This is a genomic window from Brevibacillus parabrevis (assembly GCF_022701015.1).
Lineage (GTDB): Bacteria > Bacillota > Bacilli > Brevibacillales > Brevibacillaceae > Brevibacillus > Brevibacillus parabrevis.
The window spans coordinates 5,231,002-5,250,322 of sequence record NZ_CP064090.1 but is presented as its reverse complement, the minus strand read 5'-3'; the positions used below and the strand labels follow the sequence as shown (position 1 = coordinate 5,250,322).

The window sequence follows — 19,321 nt, the reverse complement described above, 5'->3', positions numbered from 1 at the left end:
GTGGGTTTATGGCGATTGCAAGTTCCCAAGTCAAAGTGACGCAAAAAAGGAGTTACCCAATGTTGAAAAAAAGTCATTTTCTCGCAGGGGCGCTGATCTTGGCCATCGCGGGAATTTTGTCAAAAGTAATCGGGATGTTTTACCGGATTCCTCTCCAGGAAATTGTGGGGGATAACGGTCTTGGGCTTTACCAGGAAGTATATCCGCTCTACCTGACCTTTCTGATCCTGGCGACGGCGGGCGTGCCCGTCGCGTTGTCGCGAGTCATTGCCGAAGCGCTTGCGGAGGGCAAGCAAGGCTCTGTCGGGCAAATTTTGGCCCGCAGCATGGTGATGATGGGCGGAATCGGGATCGTCTTGTTCGCGCTGCTGTACGCCAGCTCGCCGCTGATCGCGAAGCTGATGGGAAATCCGCATCTGATCGAGCCGATTCGCGCGATCTCGCTATCTCTGCTGTTCGTACCGCTGATTGCCGTGATTCGCGGCTTCTTTTACGGACATCAAAAGATGCTGTACGTCGGTCTGTCGCAGATTGTGGAGCAGACGCTCCGGGTGATCTTCATTCTCGTAGCGTCCCTGTACCTTGTCCGGTTGGGCGAGGACACGGATACGGTGATCACCGGAGTCAATTTCGGGACGATGATCAGCACGTTCCTCAGCCTCGGTTTTCTGGCGCTGCTCATGTGGCTGCATAACCGGAAAAACTCCGTGTTCACGAACGCGGAGTGGGGGCGTCTGGACTGGTGGTACGACCGCGCGTTTTTCGGCTCGATGTGGCGCATTGCCTGGCCGATTTGCGTGAGCGCCCTCGTCATTCCGATTTTCAGCCTGACGGATTCGTTTTTGGCGATCAATATTTTTCGCTACATCTGGAATGTCGACGGATTGACGGCAGATACGTGGTTTGGCATTTACAGCCGTGGCGGCCCGCTTTTGCAAATGGCCAGCCTGTTCGGCTCATCGATCGCGCTGTCCATCGTTCCGGCGATTGCGGAAGCGAAGCGGCAAAAAGACACGGAGCGGGTTACGACCTTGACCAAGCTGTCGCTGCGCTTTGCCTGGCTGATCGGCTTGCCGGCAGGTCTGGGGCTTACTGCTGTGGCGGAAGGGGCCAATCTGGCCTTGTACGGGGATATGGAAGGGACGCGGGCGATGGCGATTCTCGGCATCAGCGCGATCCCGCTCTCGCTGCTCCTGGCGACAAACGGCATCTTGCAAGGGATCGGCAAGGAGAAAATTCCGGCTCGCCACCTGCTGTACGGTGTGATCGTCAAAGTCGCGGCTACGCTCGTCTTCACGTCCTTGTTCGGCATGGATGGACTGTCTTTGTCCTGGCTGTGCGCGACCGCTTTTGTCTGCATTCTCAACATGCGCGTCATCGCGAAGCTTGTACAGGTTCCGATCCATTGGCGCTTCGATACGATCTATCCGCTTCTGGTCGCCAACCTGATGCTGCTGCTTGCCTGGGGTACGACCGAAGCTGTCGGGCTGCTGCTCGCCGGCAAGGAAAAAGTGCGCCTGCTCGGGGCAATCGAAACGGTAGGGGGAGTTGGCGTTGGGCTGGTCGTCTATCTGGGACTGCTGCTGCTCATCCCGCTCATCGAGGACAAGGAGCTGGACTGGCTGCCGGGTGGTGGCAAGCTGCGCGCTTTTATCAATCTCATACGCAAAAAGCAGCCGTCCTCCAAAGCGCAATAGGACAGGCTGACACGAAAAAACCCCTTTCTCCGCTCAGGAGGAAGGGGTTTTTTGATACACACAGACGACCATTTTTACGAAAAACTCGCGGAAACCGGGCACGTTCGCCAAGCCTTTGAGCTGGTTGCGCAACGGAATCTCGCGTTCGTAGACAGCGGGCTGTGTCACGCCTTTTTGGATGTTGCGAAAACGCTTGATCGTCATCCGGTTGATGTAGGAAATCGTATCGCTTCCGTCCGGGCGCTTGTCGAAGCGGAACGAGATGCGGTCAGAACCGTCTGGCAAGTCACGCACCAGCTTTTTGTACGCGTCGATCAGCGCTTGCTCGGAGAAGAGGGCGTGCACCCAAGGAATCCCGATGGCGTCTGACAAATGAGCGCCGTACGGATGGTAGTAAGGCGGAAAGTTGATGTACAGATGGCCGCCCGGCTTGAGCACGCGGAAGCATTCTTCCAGCGTCTTTTCCGGCTCGCCAACGTGCTCCATCGCATCGTTCATGATAATCGTGTCAAAGGTGTTGTCCGCAAAGTCCATTCGCGCGGCGTCGCCTGTCATGAAAGATACGACGTCCGCCAGCCCTTTTTCTTTGGCAAAGGCATTGCCTTCCTCTGCATAGTGCGGGACGATGTCGATGCCGATCATCTTTTTCGGGCCAAAAGTGGCGTAGTAACAGGTCTTGCCCCCGCCGCCACAGCCGATATCCAGCACGGTCTTGCCTGTGAACATTTGCTCCTGGGAGTGGAAGGGGAGGAAAAACTGAATCGTTTGATCCCCTTTTTGAAATTGCCACTCGGTATAGCTCATTTCCCCGTCATTCGCCAAATTGAAGGGATGGACGGGGAGCGGGAATAGTCGGTTTAATCCAAGCAATACTTGTGAAGAAAAGGACATGGCTTCGTCCTCCTTTCCTGTCAGCCTTATGTGCGCAGCGCCTGGAGCACCAGCTCGCTGCTTTTGGCCGCTTCAATTGCCAGCACGCGGGAATGCTCCGTTACCAGATCAATCTCGGCAGCAAGTCCGTCGATTTTTTCCGCGAGCAGCGCAAGCAACTGTGCTTCGTCGAGCTCGGTAATGTGTCCGGCGTTCGGCATCCCGGCGCGCTCGACAAAGCGGTCGATTTTCGGATCGTACGAAATGCCGATAAAAGGAATGCGCAGCATGCAAGCGAGAATAAGCGAGTGGAGCCGCATGCCGACGACGTAGTCGCACTGTTTTAAAACAGACATGATATCGTGAAAAGTAACGGGCGCATCGAGAAGACGTGCTCCTGGCTGGGTCATCTGTTCCATGATCTCCTTGGACGGAGCCAAGTCGCTGGGAACGTGCATCGGCAGAAACAGGACATTCCAGCCGCGCAAGACAAACCAGTCCGCCGCTTTGGCGATGGTTTGCTTGAACGCTTGCTCCTGCTTCCAGTCGCGCACAGAGATCGCCACCAAAGGCTTGTCCGGATCAGCGAACAGACCGTGGAGCAGTTCTTTTCCACGCGCATCCGAAATATCTTCGGGAGATATCGTCAGGGCGGGATCAGCTGTGACGTGAATCGGCGCTTTTTTGACGCCGCAAGCTTTGAAGTCTTCTCCCGATTCGTAATCTCGCACGGTAATGACATCGACATGATTCACTACCCGCTTGATAACCTGGCGACTGAGCGGTTTGAGAATGGGTCCGAACCCTTGAGCGTAAAAGACCACGGGCTTGCGGAGTAGCTTGGCGATGGTGACGATGCCCAAATAGTAGAGAACACTGCGCGGACTGGTAACGTCCTGCATCAGCGTCCCTCCGCCCATCACTAGCATGTCGCTTCGCGAAAGCTCACGGACGATGGTTCCAAAGCTCCAGCGGTCATAAGCTTCAATCCCGAACAGTTCCGCAGTCCGATCAGGCTGGTTCGACAGAACGGCGAGAGAGATATTTGGTTGTTCCCGCTTAAGAGAGCTGATGATGCCGTAGAGGACCACATCGTCTCCGGCATTGTTGAAGCCGTAGTACCCGGAGATGAGAATTCGCGACATGGAGTGAACCTTCTTTCTATATCAAACGTACAGGAAAAATACATCCTCAAGTATAATCGAGTAAACAAGGGGAAGTAAAGCGACCCCGGAACAAAACTTGGTGCCAAAGCTTTTCGCGATAGACCTTGGGCTAGCAGGTTTTCATAGGGTATAATGAAAACACTTCACGAATCAGGAACGCTCGCCCTATGAGAACATGTAGAGGAAACCCATGGCGAACATGCCGATTCCGAGTACGATCAAGGCAATCATCACGCCGAGCATTCCTTTGTTTTTTCGACGTCGGTAAAAAAATTCGTCAAACATGGTAAGCCTCCCTGAAGCAAAATAGTCCATTCTATTATCATACCATGTTCCCTGGCTAACTTGCCAACAGCAGATGAAAAGGCTGACGGCAAACCCGGGAACGAACAAGCCAAATGGCCATGCAGCGCAACAACCTGGAAGGAGAAAGATTCATCATGGAGAGCATGTGGTTAAAATACACCTTGTTGGTAGAGCAAGCGACAGAGGATTTGTTTGTGGCGGAAGTGTTGGGCAGCCCGTACACGCTCGGCTGGGTCGAGCCGCAAATCGAGATTTTGACGACAGAAAACGGTTATGATTACGCGGAAAATACCGAAGGTCCTGTCGTTGCCTATTTGTTTGAGCCCATGCAAGATTCCGAAAAAGAACATGTTTCCCGGCTCAGAGCGTACATCTCGCGCTGGGACGGTCAGGTGAGCCTCAAGGAAATCGAGCAGGTCGCGGAAGAAAACGAATCGTGGAAAGAGGAGTTTCGCGAGGTGCAAATCGGTGAATGGTGGGTGGCTCCTACGTGGACAGACCCGCAATTGCTGGAGGACGCCAAGCATGTCCTCTGGATCGATCCGGGTGCGGCGTTTGGCACAGGCTACCACGGAACGACGCAAGATATTCTTTTGCTTTTGCAAGAGATGGATGTGACGGGCAAAACCGTTTTTGATATCGGAGCAGGCTCGGGCATTTTGTCGCTGTTCAGTGCCTTGAACGGAGCGAAGTATCCGGTCTGGGCGATTGATATCAACCCGCAAAGCGAGTATCAGGTAAAAGTCAATACAGCGAACAATCATCTGCCGGAAGAAGCCGTTCAGGTGGTCATCGGAGACGCAAGCGAACAAGAAGTCGCAGCCAGGCTCCCCGCGCAAGCCGATCTGATTCTCGTCAATATCGGTGGAGATGAAAATGTCTCGATCCTCCCGCTGATTCGCGAACGGATCGCTGCGGATGGTCAAGTCATTCTCTCCGGAATCGTTGACTGGAATCGCGAAGCCGTCCTGTCCGCTTTTGAAGCGGCCGGTTTTCAAGCCGAAGCAGAACGGCATTCGGAGGAGTGGGTGACGATTTTGTTGAAAAATACGGCTGTGAACCATTCTGTAACTACTGTGTGAGAACATACAAACAATACCGATCAGTGGAGGGGAAAACAAAATGGAGCATGTCGTGATTGCTGCCGCCGGACGTACGCCAATTGGCACGTTTGGGGGTGTACTGAAAGATGTAAGCGCTCGCAAGCTGGCTGAACTGTCCATCCGTGCCGTTATGGCCAGAGCAGGACTCGAAGCATCGCAGATCGACGAAGTCATTTTGGGCAATTGCATACAGCGCACAGATGAACCGAACATCGCCAGAGTGGCGGCGATTGACGCCGGACTAGGCAAGGAAGTGACAGGCTTTACCGTACAGCGGCAATGCGCGTCAGGCATGCAGGCGATCGCCAGCGGCGCCTCGCAAATTTTGCTGGGCGAAAATGAAGTGGTGATTGCAGGCGGTACCGAGAGCATGAGCAACGCTCCGTATGTCTTGAAAAATGCGAGATGGGGCCGCAGACTTATGCACGGCGAGATGACGGATGCCATGTGGGAGCTGTTGACAGACCCGCACCACCAAATTTTGATGGGAGAGACGGCCGAACGTCTGGCTGACCTGTACAAGATCAGTCGCGAGGAGCAGGACGAAATCGCCATGCGCAGCCAGCACAATGCGATTCACGCGATCGACAACGGGCTGTTTGCCGAGGAGATCATCGGTGTGCCGATTGCCAAGCGCACGGGCGAGATCATCGTCACCGAAGACGAATTTCCGAGAAGAGGCGTCACGATGGAAAGCCTGGGCAAACTGAAGCCGGGCTTCCGCGAAGCTGGCACGGTGACCGCGGGCAACGCTTCCGGGCTGAACGACGGAGCTTCTGCCGTCGTGCTCATGAGCGAAACGAAGGCGAAGCAGTTGGGAATCGAACCGCTGGGCAGAATCGTCTCGTGGGCGACAGCGGGCGTGGAGCCTGATCTGATGGGGTACGGCCCTGTTCCTGCTGTGAAAAAGGCTTTGGCAAAAGCCAATCTGACCATGGCCGATATGGAGCTGATCGAGGTGAACGAAGCATTCGCGGCTCAATACCTCGCTGTCGAAAAGCTTCTGGAGCTGCCGCGCGAGATCACGAATGTAAACGGCAGCGGAATTTCGCTCGGTCATCCGGTCGGTTCAACCGGTTGTCGGATTGTTGTGACTTTGCTGCACGAAATGAAGCGCCGCCAGCTCAAGCGCGGACTCGCTACACTGTGCGTCGGTGGCGGCATGGGCATGGCGATGATCCTCGAAAGAGTGTAGAACTGGCAAACTGCTTTTCGCGCGCAGCAAACTGTGAGCATGTTTAAATCAAGCCTCCCCGGTTAAAAATGGAAAGCAAGCCCCACTTGTGTCTGCACGCAAGAAGGTGGCGGCTGTGCTTGCAAAGGGGGAGGCTTTTTCATGGCATTTTTTTCATTTTTGAAGCAATACAAAAAACAGATCGCTTTGCATTTCTTTTCCTTTCTGTTGGCCGGGGCATTGTTCGCCATCGGTTACAGTGCCTATCAATACAAACAGATGACCGAAAAATGGTACGCGCCACTCGGCGGACAGACGACGGGCGGTGCGAAGCAAGCAACTGCCTCGCTGCCACCGCCCCGCGATCTGCTGACCGGAACCGAGCCGTTGAAGCCGTTCGTGGTCATGCTGCTCGGCGTGGACAGTCGCGACGGCGAGAGCGCCCGTTCTGACACGATGATGCTCGCCGCTGTCCATCCGGCGAAGCAATCTGTCTACCTCATTTCCATCCCGAGGGACAGCTACATGGAACTGCCGGGAAAAGGCCATGACAAAGTCAATCACGCCATGGCTTTCGGCGGCCCCAAGCTGGTCAAGGAGTCGCTGGAAAACTTTTTGGATATCAAGATCGATCGCTATGTATCCGTTGACTTTGAAGGCTTCCGCAAAATTGTCGACGAGCTTGGCGGCGTCTCCGTTCAAGTCCAAAAGCGGATGAAATACAGCGACCCTACGGACGACACTTACATCGACCTGATGCCGGGCTTGCAGGTGCTTTCCGGCGAACAGGCGCTGGACTACGCCCGCTATCGCAAGAGCGACCTGGGAAAAGAGGACAGCGACTACCAGAGGATTAACCGCCAGCAGGAGATTTTGGCTGCTCTGGCGCAAAAGGGAGCATCGGCACAGATGTACTCCAAGGCGTTTACTTTGATGGAAATTTTGGGACAGCACGTGAAAACCGATTTTACTGACCAGGAGATCGCTTCCCTGTTGCTTAGCTACAGCGATGGGACCCCGAACAAAATCAAGACAGATACGCTGGTCGGGCAGGACGAACGAATCTGGCACAACGGAATCGTCGGCTGGTACCATCTCGTTCCGACTGCGGAGCGGGAGCGCGTCCGCAAGCAAATGCAGGCCGCCTTGCAGCCATGACCCGTGACATACGCAGCGAAAACAAACGCAGGAAGACGCACTCCGCATGAGCAGGGGCGCGTCTTTTTTGCGAGGAGACGTTTTTAATTGGAAAATTGATTATTTTTCGAATACAATAGCGATAAGGAAGAGATTATGAATGTCGATCATAGGGGAGGGGCAAGGCCATTTAAGGGATGGAGGGAATGACCATGTCAAATGCCAAGCCTTGGATTGCCAATTACCCGTCCGAAACTGCACCGTCACTGGACTACCCCCGTATTCCGTTGACGCAATTTCTCGTGCAGTCGGCTGCGTCGTACCCAGACAACAATGCGATCTACTTCATGGGAAAAACCATATCGTACCGGGAGCTTTTGGAGCTGTCCTACCGTTTCGCCAACGCGTTGGTAGAGCGCGGCGTGCAAAAAGGCGAACGCGTGGCGATCATGCTGCCCAACACCCCCCAGGCTGTAATCAGTTACTATGGCGTGCTGTTCGCAGGAGCAACCGTGGTGATGACGAATCCGCTCTACACCGAGCGGGAGCTGATTCATCAACTGGAAGATTCCGGCGCACAGACCATCATCACGTTGGATTTGCTGTACAAACGCGTCGCGCAGGTTCGCTCATCGACTCCACTCAAGCGCATTTTCGTTACAAGTATTGGCGATTTCCTTCCCTTGCTGAAAAAATGGCTGTATCCACTGGTTCAAAAGAAACAAGGGCACAATCCGCAGGTTACATACGGTGCCGATGTGGAACCGTTTCTTTCCGTCATAAAAGAAAGCGCTGTCAAACCTGTCCAGGTGCCCGTCGATCCGGACAAGGACATTGCCTTGCTCCAGTACACGGGAGGCACTACCGGAGTGGCAAAAGGCGTGATGCTGACTCATGCCAACCTCATCGCCAACGCGATCCAGTGCCAGGCTGTCCTTTACAAGCTGAAAAAAGGCGGCGAGCGAATTTTGGGCGTGCTCCCGCTGTTTCACGTCTACGGCATGACGACCGTGATGAACAAAGGAATCTGTATTGCCGCCGAAATCATTCTCGTGCCCAAATTCGAGGTCAAACAAATTTTCGAGATGATCGACAAGCGCAAGCCGACTTTGTTCCCCGGGGCACCGACGATGTACATTGCGCTGATCAATCACCCTGACTTGAAAAACCACGACCTGTCTTCGATCGACGCGTGCGTCAGCGGCTCGGCGCCGTTGCCGATCGAGGTCAAACTCAAGTTTGAGGAGCTGACAGGAGGCAAGCTGGTGGAAGGCTACGGCCTGACCGAAGCTTCGCCGGTGACGCATTCCAATCCGATCTGGGAAAAGAGCATCACAGGCAGCATCGGCATGCCTTGGCCGGATACCGACTGCCGCATCATCGACACGGCTACGGGAGAAGAGCTGCCACAGGGCGAGATCGGGGAGCTGGCGGTAAAAGGGCCGCAGGTCATGCTCGGCTACTGGAACCGGCCGGAAGATACTGCCGCCGTCCTGAAAGATGGCTGGCTCTTGACAGGCGACGTCGGGTACATGGACGAGAACGGCTATTTTTACATCGTCGACCGCAAAAAAGACATGATCATCGCGGGCGGCTTCAACATTTATCCGCGTGAAGTGGAAGAAGTGCTGTTCGAGCATCCGGCGATTCAGGAAGCGGCGGTGATCGGCGTGCCCGACCCGTATCGCGGCGAGACAGTCAAAGCGTTTATCGTCTTCAAGGACGGAAAGCAGGCGAGCGAGGAAGAATTGGAAGCGCATTGCCGCCAGAAGCTTGCCGCCTACAAAATTCCGCGCAAGTACGAAGTTCGCACAGAGCTGCCGAAAACGATGGTCGGAAAAGTGTTGCGCAGGCAGCTGCAAGAAGAAGACAAAGCGCGTCGGGAAACACAAGAAGAGATCAAAACAAGCTGACGAAAGACAGGGTCAAGCGGTGCGCATCCTGAGAGGGAAGCGGCCGTTTTTGTGGGGCGAAAAGGGACAAGCATTCGTTGTTCGTCGACGCGCGGCACTTGCGATTGACACCGTCAGGTTCGTGTATTAAACTATTTTTATGAATGAATAATCATTCATTTCAGGATTTTTTTATCATCACTGCGAGTAAAGATGGAGGTTATTATGGCAAAGAAAACGGGGGAAAAGTATCAAGCCATTATTGATGCTGCTGTACGGGTAATCGCCAAACAAGGCTATTACAGCGCCCAGGTATCGAAGATTGCAAAAGAGGCGAAGGTAGCAGACGGCACCATATACCTCTATTTTGAAAACAAGGATGATATCCTGATTTCCTTGTTCAACGAAAAAATGGGACAGTTTGTGGACGAAAACCGCAAGCGAATCTCGGAAGCGACGACGATTGAACAAAAATTGTACGTCCTCGTGCATGCGCATCTGAGCCAACTGGCGAAAGACCAGGAGCTGGCAAAGGTGACGCAAATTGAACTGCGCCAAGCCAATCCGTTCATCAACGAAGGCATCGGCAAAGTGATGAAGCAATATTTCAATCTGATTGAGGAAGTCATCCAGGAAGGGATGGAGCAAGGAGTATTCCGCCCCGATCTGGAGGTCAGAATGACACGCAAAATGATTTTCGGCACGCTGGATGAAGTGACGACTTCCTGGGTCATGAAGCAGTGCAAGTACGACCTTGTCTCTCATGTTGATTCCATTCATAACCTCTTCCTGTTTGGTATGAAGGGAAAAGAATGAAAGAAAAGCTTTTTTTGTGTGAGAACGTTTGTTACAATGGAAACAGCAAGACTGAGCGTTCGTTCAGAAAACATAAATAGCCTGTTTGTTCATATGGATAGATGTTTGGGGGGAGAGGAATGGATTCGCATTGGAATGTGGAAATCGCTGATCGGGTCGCTACCGTCACGATCAGCAACCCGCCAGCTAACGCATTGGGCAAAGCGGTGCTCGATGAATTGAGTGAACTTTTGGACCAGTTGGAAAACAACGCAGACGTCAAAGCGATTGTTTTGACTGGCGAAGGACGCTTTTTCATTGCGGGAGCGGATATCAAAGAGTTTACCCAATTGGCCCCTGCCGAGGCGGAAGCGATGGCCAGAAGTGGTCAAGCGTTGTTCGATCGACTGGAGACATTCCCTAAGCCCATTATCGCCGCCATCAACGGCGCTTGCCTGGGTGGCGGACTGGAACTTGCGATGGCTTGCCATATACGCTTTGCCGCCGTGGAAGCAAAGCTCGGTCTGCCGGAGCTGAACCTGGGGCTGATCCCGGGCTACGGAGGAACGCAGCGTTTGCCGCGACTGGTCGGCAGAGGAAAAGCGACCCAGCTGATTCTCACCTCCGAGATGATTGGCGGCGAGGAAGCTTTGCGCATCGGGCTTGTGGAAGCGGTTTATCCGGCCGAGATTTTGCTGGATGAAGTGAAAAAGCTGATTCAGGCGATCGTGCAAAAAAGCGCTGTTACGCTCAAGCTCGCCCTGCAATCGGTTCACAACACGGTGCAAACAGGTTTGGCGGAAGGTTTGGAACAGGAAGCGAAAAAATTCGGGGAAGCTTTTGCTTCAGAAGATATGAAAGAAGGCGTTGCAGCCTTTTTGGAAAAGCGCAAACCGCAGTTTGCAGACAAGTAATCACATGCAGCAGCGGCATCACCAGTACGAGGAACGATTAAGGAGGAGGCATCCTGATGAAAATCGTGGTTGTGTTGAAGCAGACGTTTGACACAGAAGAAAAAATCGTGATCCAAAACGGGCAAATTTCCGAGGATGGCGTGGAAGTCATCATCAATCCTTACGACGAGTATGCGGTAGAGGAAGCAATCAAGCTCAAAGAGGAACATGGCGGCGAAGTAACGGTGATCAGCGTAGGTCCTGACCGTGTGGAAAGCTCTCTGCGCACCGCTTTGGCGATGGGCGCGGACAAAGCTGTCCTGGTGGATGACGAGTCTTTGTTTGGCGACGAATATACAACCGCCAAGGTGCTTGCTGCGGTTGCGAACAAAATCGGCTATGACATCATCATCGGCGGGCAAATGGCGGTTGACTCCGGCGCAGGCCAAGGCGGACCTCGCCTCGCGGAAGAGCTGGGAATCAACCACGTCTCCACTGCTGTGAAGCTGGAAGTGGACGGCACCACCGTTCGTGTTGAGCGCGATGTGGAAGGCGATCTCGAAGTGGTGGAAACCAGCGTGCCTGTGTTGATTACTGCTCAGCAAGGGCTGAACGAGCCGCGCTATCCTTCTCTCCCGGGGATCATGAAAGCGAAGAAAAAGCCGTTGGATCGACTCGGTGCAGACGATTTGGGACTGACAGCCGAAGCGGTGCAGGCCAAGACGCAAATTGTCGACCAGACGCTGCCTCCGAAAAAGCAGGCTGGCCGTATTCTCTCTGGCGATTTGGCGGCCCAAACGTCGGAATTGGTGCAACTGTTGCGCAATGAAGCGAAAGTGATCTAAGCGAGAGGGAGAGGATATCCATGAAAAAAGTTCTTGTACTTACAGAAGTACGTGACGGACAACTTCGCAATGTGTCGCTGGAAGCATTGGCCGCAGCGCAAGTATTGGCCGAAGGTGGCGAAATCGTTGCAGGCGTATTCGGGGCAGATGCTGCTTCCCATGCGCAAGTATTGGCGCAGCATGGAGCGAGCACAGTTTATACAGCGGATCACCAGGCACTGGTTCAGTACACACCTGACGCTTATGCGCAGGCACTTGTCCAGCTGATCGAGCTTGCCTCTCCTGATGCGATCGTGCTGGGCCACACGGCAATCGGCCGCGATGTTGCTCCTCGCGTAGCGGCGAAGCTCGGCTACGGCCTCGTATCTGACGTAACAAGCCTGGAAGCAGGACCTGTGTTCGTTCGTCCGATTTACGCCGGAAAAGCATTCCAACAACGCAAATTTGTGGACGGCAAAATTTTCATCACAATCCGTCCAAACAATATCGCAATCGGTACGCCGGACGCGTCCAAAACGGCTGTTGTCGTTCCGGTTGATCTGGAAATCAAAGACTTGCGCACGATCGTGAAAGAAGTCGTACGAAAAACGAGCGGAAAAGTGGACTTGTCCGAAGCGAAAGTCGTCATCTCCGGCGGGCGCGGCGTGAAGAGCGCGGAAGGCTTCCAGCCGCTGTACGATTTGGCTGAGGTGCTGGGAGCGGCTGTAGGGGCATCCCGCGGCGCTTGCGACGCCGACTACTGCGACTACTCCATGCAGATCGGGCAAACCGGAAAAGTCGTCACACCTGACCTGTATATCGCGTGCGGAATTTCCGGGGCGATCCAGCACTTGGCCGGGATGTCCAGCTCCAAAGTGATCGTTGCGATCAACAAAGACCCGGAAGCACCTATTTTCCAGGTGGCCGATTACGGCATCGTGGGCGACCTGTTCGAAGTGCTCCCGCTGCTGACTGCCGAGTTCAAAAAAGTGTTGGTGTAAGGCGAAAGAAACAATGGCAAAAACATGAAGGCGTCCCACTCCCGGGGCGCTTTTTTTGTTCCAAACCCTTACCTTATTCTGTACTTGGTTGTTATAATAAATGAATAGGAGAGGTGAGCGTCATGAGTGAAGAGCTGTTGCAACAACTGGTTCACATGGTGGCGGAGAACAATCGGCTCATCAAAGACGTGCAGCAGGAGCTGCGGGAGTTCAAGGCTGAGATGTATGAGTTCAAAACGGAGATGTACGCATTTCGCGACGAGATGTACGAGTTCCGCGATGATGCTACCCAGCGCCTGGAGCGTCTGGAGCGGCAAGACAAGCTGATCGAAGCTGACATCGGTTTGATGCACAAAAAGGTGAGCGACCATGAACGGGAGATCAACCGTATCAAGCAAGTCGGTCAATAAATCGAACGGTCAACAATAAGGGAGCGGCACTCTGGATAGACTATAGCGTGAAGTGCGCACAAAGTGCGGGGCGCCGTAGTCATTTTTGTTTTTGAATGATATACTGTAGGAGCGTCTGAACCCTTTTTTTAGTAATTGACTTTTCGAGGAGGTAACTTTCCATGGCAATCGTAAATGCAACTGACCAAAACTTTTCCCAGGAAGTAGAGCAAGGCGGTACTGTCCTGGTTGACTTCTGGGCTCCTTGGTGCGGCCCTTGCAAAATGATCGCTCCAGTCCTGGAGCAAATCGACGGGGAAGTGGGCTCCAAGCTCAAAATCGTCAAAGTAAACGTTGACGACAACCCGGATTCCGCAGGCCGTTTTGGCGTTATGTCCATCCCGACCTTGATCGTCTTCAAAGATGGTCAGCCTGTAGACAAAGTGATCGGCTTCCAACCAAAAGAAGCCCTCATGGCAACCGTAGGCAAACACCTGTAAGCATAAACGACCAGACAGCATGAGAAGCGGCGCTCCAATGCCGCTTTTCTCATGTCTGCAGGGCTGCTGTCTTTTTGCTTCCTTATAATAGAAAGCGTTTTCACGAACGATTAAACTGTCGCTGCAATGAGAAGCGGCAGTTTTTTTGCTTGGGCTGCGATTATGCCGGAGCTACGTTTTCTAATCCGCCGAATCATGATACTATGAGCATAGAACGTACATTCTTATTGCAGGAATGATAAGGGAAGGAAGTCATTTGATGCCAAGCAAATTGACGAAAGAGCAAAGCGACTATCTCGTGTCGAAAATACAGCGGTTTTTCGCTGAACAACGCTCGGAAAACCTGGGCAATTTGGAAACGGAAGAGATGATCGAGTTCTTTTCCAAAGAACTGGGGCCGTTTTTTTACAATCAGGGAGTACAGGATAGCCGCAAGCTTTTGCTGGAACGGATGAGCGCACTGGAAGACGAGCTGTACGTCCTGGAGCAGCCCGTCATGAAAAAGCGATAGCAGATGAAAGAACGAGGGAGGGAGCAGCCATGAACCGTTCGTTGAAAGATAAGCTGGCTGTGCTGCCAGAAAAACCCGGCTGCTACCTGATGAAAAATGCAAGCGGGGAAATTATTTACGTCGGAAAGGCTAAAGTGCTGAAAAACCGCGTACGCTCCTACTTTACGGGTAGCCATAACGGGAAGACGCAGCTTTTGGTCAGCGAGATCGTCGATTTTGAGTACATTGTGGTAGCCTCGGCGATTGAGGCGCTGCTGTTAGAGTGCAACCTGATCAAAAAGCATGACCCCCGCTACAACGTCATGCTGCGCGATGACAAGACGTATCCGTACATCAAAATCACGAATGAAGAACAGCCTCGTCTGGAGATTACTCGCAAGGTGCTGAAGGACAAAGCCAAATATTTTGGCCCGTATCCAAACGCTGGCGATGCTTCCGAGGTGAAGAAGCTGCTGGACCGGCTCTATCCTTTGCGCAAATGCCGCAACATGCCCAAACAGGTTTGCTTGTACTACCATTTGGGCCAATGTCTTGCTCCTTGTGTGTACGAGGTTTCGGCAGAGGAAAACCAGCGACTGGTTGACGAGATTAGCCGATTCCTCGACGGCGGTCATGATCAGATGAAGCAGAGCCTGACCGAGAAAATGCTACAGGCGGCAGAAGCGATGGAGTTCGAGCGGGCCAAGGAACTGCGGGATCAGATCAAGAGCATTGAAGCGGTGATGGAAAAGCAGAAGATCACGTTTACCGACACGGTAGACCGCGACATTATCGGCTTTGCGGTAGAAAAGGGCTGGATGTGCATTCAAATTTTTTACATGCGCCAGGGCAAAATGATCGAGCGGCAGACGACCTCTTTTCCATATTACGGCGGCGAAAGCGAAGACTTCATGTCGTACGTCACCCAGTTTTACTACGACAAGCAAAACGCGCTGCCAAAAGAAATTTTGCTGCCGGAGGAAAGCGAGCCGGAGCTGCTTAGCGAATGGCTCGGGGTCAAAGTATTGACACCGAAGCGGAGCAAAAAGCGCGAGCTGGTCGAGATGGCCTGTGAAAACGCGCGCATTGCCCTCCAGGAGAAGTTCGCGCTGATGTCCAAAGATGATGCGAGGACGATTCAAGCTGTGCACAATTTGGGGCACGTGCTGGGGATTGGCGTTCCCCACCGGATCGAGGCGTTCGACAACTCCAACATTCAGGGAACAGAGCCGGTGTCTGCGATGATCGTGTTTACAGACGGTCGTCCGGACAAAAAGGAGTACCGCAAGTTCAAGATCAAGACGGTCGAAGGCCCCGACGATTACGGGTCCATGCGCGAAGTTGTCCGCAGACGCTATTCGCGGTTGCTGAAGGAAAACCAGCCATTGCCGGACTTGATCGTCATCGACGGAGGCAAAGGCCAAATCAGCGCTGCCATGGACGTCCTGGAGAACGAATTGGGGCTGTACATTCCGGTTTGCGGCTTGGCGAAGGATGAAAAGCACAAAACGGCGCAGCTGATGTACGGCGATCCGCCAGAACCCGTGAATCTGAAGCGGGACAGCTATGAGTTTTATTTGCTGCAACGCATTCAGGACGAGGTTCACCGTTTTGCGATCACGTTCCACAGACAGTCACGGACGAAAACGATGCTCTCCTCCCAACTGGATGAAATTCCGGGCATCGGCGAGAAGCGGCGCAAGCTGTTGTTTACCCATTTTGGCTCGCTGAAAAAAATGCGCGAAGCGACTGTGGAGGATTTCCGGCAGCTTGGGATCGGCGACAAGCTGGCCCGAGAGATCATCACTCATTTGCGCAAGCTGGAATCGTAACGGTTTTGCAAAAAGCGATTGAACCGCTCGGATTCCCATGATATAATCCGTTTCAAACAGAATAGTTAGCCTCACTTCCATTTATGGAGTGAGGTAGAGGCGCGAAAACCATGAGTACCACCCTGAGATCGGGTATCTGTGAAGGGAACGGGAAAGGGGGATTCGCCGAAGTGTGGAGAAAAACCCGTTTGTCTCCATGCTGGGTCTGCATTGAACAAGTGCAGGACTGTCATCTGGCTCTTGACCGGCGCCAGATGGAGAGCTATCTCACGGTGTGTCGATGTGAGCGGTGACAGGGATTTGCCTTGTCATGTGCTGCCATGGACCGCGTGTAATTGGGAGGGAGGAACCGGTATGTCGAAACAGTAGGCAGCGGCAGGTACTTATTCCTTGTCGGTGCCTTTTTTATACAGACTTTTTCCAGTAAAAATAGAGAGATTCATAAAACGGCAGCAAAAGATACATTCTACAATCATTGGATATGAGAAAAGGGAGAGACGCCGCATGGGGTTGATCGTGCAGAAATACGGAGGCACCTCTGTAGGGACCATTGAGCGAATTTTACGAGTTGCAGATCGAATTGCCAGTTACAAAGAAGAAGGGCACGATGTGGTGGTCGTCGTATCTGCGATGGGCAAATCTACAGACGTATTGGTAGATATGGCCAAACAGATCAGCGCCTACCCGTCCGAGCGAGAGCTGGATATGTTGCTGACCACGGGGGAGCAAGTATCTATCGCCTTGCTTGCAATGGCCTTGCACACGAAAGGCTACGATGCGATTTCTTTGACAGGCTGGCAGGCTGGAATCACGACGGAAGCGATTCATGGCCGGGCGCGAATCAAACAAATTGATTCTGAGCGCATCCAGGCAGAAATAAGCCGCGGACGTGTTGTGATCGTAGCAGGTTTTCAAGGTCTCAGCGACGAAGGAGAAATTACGACGCTCGGCCGGGGTGGTTCGGATACATCGGCAGTTACGCTGGCCGCCAGCTTGAATGCAGACAAATGCGAGATTTTCACGGATGTGTCCGGTGTGTACACAGCCGATCCGCGGATGGTGCCAGCGGCAAGCAAGCTGGACACGATCTCGTACGACGAGATGCTTGAACTCGCGAATCTCGGAGCGGGAGTTCTTCACCCGCGCTCGGTGGAGGCCGCGAAGAAATACAAAGTACGGCTGGTCGTCCGCTCCAGCTTTACTGCCGAAGAAGGTACGTACGTTGAGGAGGTTGCCAACATGGAAACAGGAAGAGTAGTAAGTGGAGTCGCGCATGACGAGGATGTAGCAAAAGTCACGGTTGTCGGTATGCCTGCGAAGGTTGGGACTCTTTCCCGCCTGTTCAATACGCTGGCGGACAATCAGGTGAACGTCGACATCATTATTCAAAGCTCCTATGACGCAGCAGTGACGAATATTTCCTTCACGGTTGCTGCGGATGACTTGAAAAAGGCATTGGACACGTTGGAAAACCACAAAGCAGAGCTTGGCTTCGAAAAAGTCGATTACGAGCAAAACCTGACCAAAGTGTCCATCGTAGGCTCCGGCATGGTCAACAATCCGGGAGTGGCCGCCGAGATGTTCCGCGTTTTGGCAGAAAAAGAAATTTCTATTAAAATGGTTTCAACTTCAGACATCAAAGTTTCTTGCGTCATTCCTGCCGGGCAGACTGAGCTTGCTGTCCGCAGCCTGCACTCGGCATACGGACTCGATGTGGAAGAGACAGCAGTGGTGCACGGAATCTAGGCAGCGAATGCTCCCTCGCCTGTAGGCAGAGGGGGCATCTTTTTGACCTGACAAGACACGCCAGTCCTGACAATTATTGCGCTGCGAATGGTTGGCATGAAGGATCACTTTGGAGTATGGGCGCGTATCATGATCGTAGAACGGCTCTCGACCTCCAGCCGGGCAAAGGTGTCTTTTCCTTTCCATTGCTCAATGCTGCCAGCAATGATGCCTGCTTCGAGCGACAGGGAGCGGCTGAGGCGTTCTGGTGTTTGGTAGTTGTGGATCGTATGGGTGAGTTTGTAGACGATGGTTTCGGCAGACTCTTCCAAAAGATCAAGCTGTCCCAATCCGAGGCGAATAAAAGGCATAATCGGACCTGTGGAAGACTGGATGGGGATTTTTCGCCCGAGGTCTTTTCCCAGCCAGTACAAAATTGGACTCTCGCTGTCTCCGAGCAGGCTGTTCGTCAATGTCTCGCGTAGCAGATGGTAGCCGAGGTAGGGCATGTTCATTCTTTCCGCTACGGGAATCGTTTGCGGCGGCAACAGTGCTGCCAGCTGATCGGTTTGGTTCATGGCGCTTCCCTCCTGTTTGTAAGAGAGTATGAGAGAAGCCCGGACTCTATGACCGATTCATAGAAAAAATAGTGAAATTGAACAAAGTTATTCTATCAATGTATTTAGTCTATTGATTGTCTTGACGCTCTCTGTCGACAAGAGTACAATTGGATTTGGTCAAAGTTTTGCCCAACTTTTTTTCGTATTTTGACACATTCCGACAAAGTTAGGCGTGAGAGGTTCTAACGGCTTTTTGGCATGTCTAATAGGGTAGGCAATGGGTTAGGATATGGGAGAAAGGTCCATAAAAGAGCGCTACATACACTGAAAGGGGGACCATTGTATGGCGAAAGGCCATAGCTTTCTCAGTCACAAGCTGCACTCACTTCTTGGTTTGTTTCCGATCGGGCTCTTCCTGCTGTTTCACTTGACAGCCAACTATCAAGCGACCCACGGAGCAGAAGCGTTCAACCAGACTGTTGGTCTGATTGAAAAAGTTCCACTTCTCTTGATCGTTGAATTCGTTTTCATCTACATCCCGATCCTGTTCCACGCTATTTACGGTCTCTACATCGCATTCCAGGCAAAACAAAACGTGGGGAACTTCAGTTACTTCAGAAACCAAATGTTTCTGTGGCAACGCCTGACAGGAGTCATTACCCTCATTTTCATTGTTTGGCATGTGTGGTCGACACGTATCCCGAAAGCGATGGGTGTAACCGTAAATTTTGACATGATGGCTGACATTCTTAGCAGCCCAGCAATGATCGTATTCTACACAATTGGGATTATCAGTACGGTTTTCCACTTCTCCAACGGAATCTGGTCGTTCCTGGTTCACTGGGGAATTACAGTTGGACCACGTTCCCAACGAATTGCAACATACTTCACTATGGTCGTATTCGTAGTTGTAACCTTCATCGGATTGCGTGCGATGTCGGCTTTCATTCTGTAGGGATAGGGGGAC

Annotated in this window: 18 protein-coding genes and 1 riboswitch; of the genes, 15 read left to right on the top strand and 3 right to left on the bottom strand. The window is 52.8% G+C overall.

Annotated elements, in window-relative coordinates; genetic code table 11:
• The first annotated feature begins 59 nt into the window (after window positions 1-59).
• Window positions 60-1,697 (top strand): polysaccharide biosynthesis protein, encoded by a 1,638-nt coding sequence (locus IRJ17_RS24140; RefSeq protein WP_122963173.1) that lies wholly within the window; start codon window positions 60-62, stop codon window positions 1,695-1,697.
• A 33-nt stretch (window positions 1,698-1,730) separates the two neighbouring features.
• Here IRJ17_RS24140 and IRJ17_RS24135 read toward each other — a convergent pair whose 3' ends face one another.
• A complete protein-coding gene (locus IRJ17_RS24135) occupies window positions 1,731-2,588 on the bottom strand; it encodes a class I SAM-dependent methyltransferase (RefSeq protein ID WP_122963174.1) in 858 nt (285 codons plus the stop codon).
• A gap of 26 nt (window positions 2,589-2,614) precedes the next feature.
• Window positions 2,615-3,712 (bottom strand): polysaccharide pyruvyl transferase CsaB, encoded by a 1,098-nt coding sequence (gene csaB / locus IRJ17_RS24130; protein ID WP_122963175.1) that lies wholly within the window; start codon window positions 3,710-3,712, stop codon window positions 2,615-2,617.
• A 461-nt stretch (window positions 3,713-4,173) separates the two neighbouring features.
• Here csaB and IRJ17_RS24125 point away from each other — a divergent pair, with 461 nt between their 5' ends.
• The 13 genes from IRJ17_RS24125 (at window position 4,174) to IRJ17_RS24065 (ending at window position 17,815) form a co-directional block, all read left to right on the top strand.
• Window positions 4,174-5,121 carry a 50S ribosomal protein L11 methyltransferase gene (locus IRJ17_RS24125; protein WP_242772108.1) on the top strand — a complete coding sequence of 316 codons (948 nt, stop codon included), beginning with the start codon at window positions 4,174-4,176 and terminating at the stop codon, window positions 5,119-5,121.
• 40 nt (window positions 5,122-5,161) lie between these two features.
• Window positions 5,162-6,337 (top strand): thiolase family protein, encoded by a 1,176-nt coding sequence (locus IRJ17_RS24120; protein ID WP_122963176.1) that lies wholly within the window; start codon window positions 5,162-5,164, stop codon window positions 6,335-6,337.
• 141 nt (window positions 6,338-6,478) lie between these two features.
• Window positions 6,479-7,474 carry an LCP family protein gene (locus IRJ17_RS24115; RefSeq protein WP_122963177.1) on the top strand — a complete coding sequence of 332 codons (996 nt, stop codon included), beginning with the start codon at window positions 6,479-6,481 and terminating at the stop codon, window positions 7,472-7,474.
• A gap of 191 nt (window positions 7,475-7,665) precedes the next feature.
• Window positions 7,666-9,366, top strand: coding sequence for an AMP-binding protein (locus IRJ17_RS24110; protein ID WP_217021959.1), 1,701 nt, complete (start codon window positions 7,666-7,668; stop codon window positions 9,364-9,366).
• 204 nt (window positions 9,367-9,570) lie between these two features.
• Window positions 9,571-10,161 carry a fatty acid metabolism transcriptional regulator FadR gene (locus tag IRJ17_RS24105; protein WP_122963179.1) on the top strand — a complete coding sequence of 197 codons (591 nt, stop codon included), beginning with the start codon at window positions 9,571-9,573 and terminating at the stop codon, window positions 10,159-10,161.
• A gap of 119 nt (window positions 10,162-10,280) precedes the next feature.
• A complete protein-coding gene (locus IRJ17_RS24100) occupies window positions 10,281-11,054 on the top strand; it encodes an enoyl-CoA hydratase (protein ID WP_242772107.1) in 774 nt (257 codons plus the stop codon).
• Between the two features lie 56 nt (window positions 11,055-11,110).
• A complete protein-coding gene (locus IRJ17_RS24095) occupies window positions 11,111-11,878 on the top strand; it encodes an electron transfer flavoprotein subunit beta/FixA family protein (protein ID WP_173598337.1) in 768 nt (255 codons plus the stop codon).
• Window positions 11,879-11,898: 20 nt separating this feature from the next.
• Window positions 11,899-12,858, top strand: a complete 960-nt coding sequence (locus IRJ17_RS24090) for an electron transfer flavoprotein subunit alpha/FixB family protein (RefSeq protein ID WP_063227200.1) — start codon at window positions 11,899-11,901, stop codon at window positions 12,856-12,858.
• A gap of 122 nt (window positions 12,859-12,980) precedes the next feature.
• Complete coding sequence (locus tag IRJ17_RS24085) at window positions 12,981-13,268, top strand: hypothetical protein (RefSeq protein WP_122963181.1); 288 nt, start codon at window positions 12,981-12,983, stop codon at window positions 13,266-13,268.
• Window positions 13,269-13,429: 161 nt separating this feature from the next.
• Window positions 13,430-13,747: a thioredoxin gene (trxA, locus tag IRJ17_RS24080; RefSeq protein WP_063227198.1), complete on the top strand. Its 318-nt coding sequence runs from the start codon at window positions 13,430-13,432 to the stop codon at window positions 13,745-13,747.
• Between the two features lie 259 nt (window positions 13,748-14,006).
• Window positions 14,007-14,258 (top strand): DUF2164 domain-containing protein, encoded by a 252-nt coding sequence (locus tag IRJ17_RS24075; RefSeq protein WP_122963182.1) that lies wholly within the window; start codon window positions 14,007-14,009, stop codon window positions 14,256-14,258.
• Window positions 14,259-14,287: 29 nt separating this feature from the next.
• Window positions 14,288-16,069: an excinuclease ABC subunit UvrC gene (gene uvrC / locus IRJ17_RS24070; RefSeq protein WP_122963183.1), complete on the top strand. Its 1,782-nt coding sequence runs from the start codon at window positions 14,288-14,290 to the stop codon at window positions 16,067-16,069.
• An 86-nt stretch (window positions 16,070-16,155) separates the two neighbouring features.
• Window positions 16,156-16,342: riboswitch (Lysine riboswitch) on the top strand.
• A 231-nt stretch (window positions 16,343-16,573) separates the two neighbouring features.
• Window positions 16,574-17,815: an aspartate kinase gene (locus tag IRJ17_RS24065; RefSeq protein WP_173598336.1), complete on the top strand. Its 1,242-nt coding sequence runs from the start codon at window positions 16,574-16,576 to the stop codon at window positions 17,813-17,815.
• 104 nt (window positions 17,816-17,919) lie between these two features.
• Here IRJ17_RS24065 and IRJ17_RS24060 read toward each other — a convergent pair whose 3' ends face one another.
• On the bottom strand, window positions 17,920-18,372 hold the full coding sequence (locus tag IRJ17_RS24060) for a DUF2507 domain-containing protein (RefSeq protein WP_173598335.1): 453 nt from the start codon (window positions 18,370-18,372) through the stop codon (window positions 17,920-17,922).
• Window positions 18,373-18,697: 325 nt separating this feature from the next.
• Here IRJ17_RS24060 and IRJ17_RS24055 point away from each other — a divergent pair, with 325 nt between their 5' ends.
• Window positions 18,698-19,309 carry a succinate dehydrogenase cytochrome b558 subunit gene (locus IRJ17_RS24055; protein ID WP_063227193.1) on the top strand — a complete coding sequence of 204 codons (612 nt, stop codon included), beginning with the start codon at window positions 18,698-18,700 and terminating at the stop codon, window positions 19,307-19,309.
• Window positions 19,310-19,321: the final 12 nt, after the last annotated feature.

Excerpts from the sequence above, each read along its gene's own strand:
- IRJ17_RS24075 (WP_122963182.1), top strand. The coding sequence starts at position 14,007 with ATGCCAAGCAAATTGACGAAAGAGCAAAGCGACTATCTCGTGTCGAAA.
- IRJ17_RS24105 (WP_122963179.1), top strand. The coding sequence starts at position 9,571 with ATGGCAAAGAAAACGGGGGAAAAGTATCAAGCCATTATTGATGCTGCT.
- IRJ17_RS24115 (WP_122963177.1), top strand. The coding sequence starts at position 6,479 with ATGGCATTTTTTTCATTTTTGAAGCAATACAAAAAACAGATCGCTTTG.
- IRJ17_RS24065 (WP_173598336.1), top strand. The coding sequence starts at position 16,574 with ATGGGGTTGATCGTGCAGAAATACGGAGGCACCTCTGTAGGGACCATT.
- IRJ17_RS24100 (WP_242772107.1), top strand. The coding sequence starts at position 10,281 with ATGGATTCGCATTGGAATGTGGAAATCGCTGATCGGGTCGCTACCGTC.
- IRJ17_RS24125 (WP_242772108.1), top strand. The coding sequence starts at position 4,174 with ATGGAGAGCATGTGGTTAAAATACACCTTGTTGGTAGAGCAAGCGACA.
- csaB (WP_122963175.1), bottom strand. The coding sequence starts at position 3,712 with ATGTCGCGAATTCTCATCTCCGGGTACTACGGCTTCAACAATGCCGGA.
- IRJ17_RS24135 (WP_122963174.1), bottom strand. The coding sequence starts at position 2,588 with ATGTCCTTTTCTTCACAAGTATTGCTTGGATTAAACCGACTATTCCCG.
- IRJ17_RS24120 (WP_122963176.1), top strand. The coding sequence starts at position 5,162 with ATGGAGCATGTCGTGATTGCTGCCGCCGGACGTACGCCAATTGGCACG.
- IRJ17_RS24055 (WP_063227193.1), top strand. The coding sequence starts at position 18,698 with ATGGCGAAAGGCCATAGCTTTCTCAGTCACAAGCTGCACTCACTTCTT.
- IRJ17_RS24090 (WP_063227200.1), top strand. The coding sequence starts at position 11,899 with ATGAAAAAAGTTCTTGTACTTACAGAAGTACGTGACGGACAACTTCGC.
- IRJ17_RS24085 (WP_122963181.1), top strand. The coding sequence starts at position 12,981 with ATGAGTGAAGAGCTGTTGCAACAACTGGTTCACATGGTGGCGGAGAAC.
- uvrC (WP_122963183.1), top strand. The coding sequence starts at position 14,288 with ATGAACCGTTCGTTGAAAGATAAGCTGGCTGTGCTGCCAGAAAAACCC.
- trxA (WP_063227198.1), top strand. The coding sequence starts at position 13,430 with ATGGCAATCGTAAATGCAACTGACCAAAACTTTTCCCAGGAAGTAGAG.
- IRJ17_RS24140 (WP_122963173.1), top strand. The coding sequence starts at position 60 with ATGTTGAAAAAAAGTCATTTTCTCGCAGGGGCGCTGATCTTGGCCATC.
- IRJ17_RS24110 (WP_217021959.1), top strand. The coding sequence starts at position 7,666 with ATGTCAAATGCCAAGCCTTGGATTGCCAATTACCCGTCCGAAACTGCA.
- IRJ17_RS24060 (WP_173598335.1), bottom strand. The coding sequence starts at position 18,372 with ATGAACCAAACCGATCAGCTGGCAGCACTGTTGCCGCCGCAAACGATT.
- IRJ17_RS24095 (WP_173598337.1), top strand. The coding sequence starts at position 11,111 with ATGAAAATCGTGGTTGTGTTGAAGCAGACGTTTGACACAGAAGAAAAA.